Below are 2,918 nucleotides of genomic sequence, written 5' to 3'. Positions count from 1 at the left end.
CGCCTTCGACACCGGGACCTGGTCCCAGCTCCCCGCCCCCGAACGCGGAGACTTCCTGCTGCGCGTCGCGGACCGGCTGGCCGAACGCAAGGACGAATTCGCGCTGGCCGAAACCCTGGACACCGGCAAGCGCCTGGTCGAATCCGAACTGGACATGGACGACATCATCAACTGCTTCCGCTACTTCGGCAAGCTCTCCGGAACCGATGCCGGGCGGATCGTCGACGCCGGGGACCCGCAGGTGCTCAGCCGCATCGTCTACGAACCGGTCGGCGTCGCGGCGATGATCACCCCGTGGAACTACCCGCTGCTCCAAGCCGCGTGGAAGATCGCCCCGGCGCTGGCCGCCGGCTGCTCCTTCGTGCTCAAACCGGCCGAGCTGAGCCCGTCCACCGCGATCCTGATGATGGAGGTGCTCCATGAGCTGGGCCTGCCGGCCGGGGTGGCGAACCTGGTCACCGGCACCGGCGCGCAGGTCGGCGCGGTGCTCTCCGAGCACCGCGACGTGGACCTGGTCTCCTTCACCGGCGGCCTGGCCACCGGGCGCAAGGTCGCGGCCGCGGCGGCCGGAACGGTGAAGAAGGTCGCCCTGGAGCTGGGCGGGAAGAACCCGAACGTGATCTTCGCCGACGCGGACTTCGACGCCGCGGTGGACAACGCGCTGAATGGCGCGTTCGTGCATTCGGGGCAGGTCTGCTCGGCCGGGGCGCGGATCATCGTGGAGGAATCCATCGCGGAGCGGTTCGTCGACGAACTGGTGCGCCGTGCGGAGCAGATCACCCTCGGCGGCCCGTTCGATGAGCACGCCGAAACCGGGGCGCTGATCTCCGCGGAGCATCTGGGAAAGGTCGAGGCGTATGTGCAGTCCGGGCTCGCCGAAGGCGCCCGGCTGCGCTGCGGGGGCCGGGCGGCCACCGAGGCGGACGGCCCCGGGCTGGGGGCGGGGCATTTCTACCTGCCCACCGTCTTTGACCAGGTGGCCCGCGGCATGTCGGTGGTCATCGAGGAGGCCTTCGGCCCGGTGGTCACCGTGGAGACCTTCGCCACCGAGGATGAGGCGGTGGCTACCGCCAACGACACCGACTACGGGCTGGCCGGGGCGGTGTGGAGCCAGGACGCGTCCAAGACCCAGCGGATCGCGGCCCGGTTGCGCCACGGGACGATCTGGATCAACGACTTCCACCCCTACCTGCCGCAGGCCGAGTGGGGCGGCTTCGGCCAGTCCGGGGTCGGCCGCGAGCTGGGGCCGACCGGGCTGGGCGAGTACCAGGAAGCCAAGCACATCTACCAGAATCTGGACCCGCAGGTCACCGGCTGGTTCGCCCAGAAGTAGCGAAGAGGGAAACTGAGGATTATGAGCAACACTAACGAATTTGACTACATCGTCATCGGCGGCGGTTCGGCCGGCGCCGCGGCCGCCGCACGGCTGAGCGAAGACCCGGCGGTACGCATCGCGCTGGTGGAGGCCGGCCCCGATGACCGGGGTCTTGAGGAGGTCTTGCAGCTGAACCGCTGGATGGAACTGCTCGAATCCGGGCTGGACTGGGACTACCCGATCGAGGCGCAGGAGAACGGGAACTCCTTCATGCGCCATTCCCGGGCCAAGGTGATGGGCGGGTGCTCCAGCCATAATTCCTGCATCGCGTTCTGGGCGCCGCGCGAGGACCTGGACGAATGGGAATCGAAGTTCGGGGCCACCGGCTGGAATTCGGCGATGGCCTACCGGCTGTATCAGCAGCTGGAGCGCAATGAGGACGCCGGGCCCGAGGCCCCGCACCACGGGGATTCGGGGCCGGTGCACCTGATGAATGTGCCGGGCACCGATCCGTGCGGGGTGGCGCTGCTGGAGGCCTGCGCGCAGGCCGGGATTCCGCGGGCGAAGTTCAACAACGATGAGACGGTGCTCAACGGGGCGAACTTCTTCCAGATCAACCGGCGTGCCGATGGCACCCGGTCCTCCTCCTCGGTCTCCTATATCCATCCGATCATGGAGCGGGAGAACTTCACGCTGCTCACCGGGCTGCAGGCGCGGAAGCTGAACTTCGATGCGGGCAAGCGCTGCACCGGGGTGGACGTGGTCGACGGGGCGTTCGGGCGCACCACCACGCTGCACGCGGCCCGCGAGGTGATCCTCTCGGCCGGGGCGATCGATTCGCCGAAGCTGCTGATGCTTTCGGGGATCGGGCCGGCCGGGCATCTGGAGTCGGTGGGTGTCGAGGTGCTGGTGGATGCGCCGGGGGTGGGCGAGCATTTGCAGGACCATCCCGAAGGGGTGATCCAGTGGGAGGCGAAGCAGCCCATGGTCAGCGAATCGACTCAGTGGTGGGAGATCGGGATCTTCACCCCCACCCGCGAGGGGCTGGATCGTCCGGATCTGATGTTCCACTATGGTTCGGTGCCTTTTGATATGCATACGCTGCGCCAGGGGTATCCGACCGGGGAGAACACCTTCTGCCTGACTCCGAATGTCACGCATGCGAAGTCCCGGGGCACGGTGCGGTTGCGCAGCTGCGACTTCCGTGACAAGCCGAAGGTCGATCCGCGTTATTTCACCGACGTCCAGGGCCATGATGCGCGGGTGATGATCGCCGGGATCCGCAAGGCCCGGGAGATCATCGGGCAGCCGGCGATGGCTGATTGGGCCGGGGTGGAGCAGTTCCCCGGCCAACAGGTGCAGTCCGATGCGGAGATCTTCGATTACCTCAAGCGCACGCATAACACCGTGTATCATCCGGCCGGCAGCGTGCGGATGGGGGCTGTGGAGGATGCGATGTCGCCGTTGGATCCTCAGCTGCGGGTTAAGGGGGTGACCGGGTTGCGGGTGGCCGATGCGTCGGTGATGCCGGAGTTGGTGACGGTGAATCCGAATCTCACGGTGATGATGATCGGTGAGCGCTGCGCCGAACTGATCCGCGGCA

2 protein-coding genes are annotated in these 2,918 nt (G+C 67.4%); both read left to right on the top strand.

Features of this window, described 5'->3' with window-relative positions; genetic code table 11:
* A partial coding sequence (locus tag CQ017_RS17755; RefSeq protein WP_105554814.1) for an aldehyde dehydrogenase family protein occupies window positions 1-1,333 on the top strand: 1,333 nt, incomplete at its 5' end.
* A 21-nt stretch (window positions 1,334-1,354) separates the two neighbouring features.
* On the top strand, window positions 1,355-2,918 hold a 1,564-nt coding region (locus tag CQ017_RS17750; RefSeq protein WP_105554813.1), incomplete at its 3' end, for a GMC family oxidoreductase.

The organism is Arthrobacter sp. MYb224 (genome assembly GCF_002975455.1).
Taxonomy (GTDB): Bacteria; Actinomycetota; Actinomycetes; order Actinomycetales; family Micrococcaceae; genus Glutamicibacter.
This window is presented reverse-complemented; position numbering and strand designations above follow the sequence as displayed.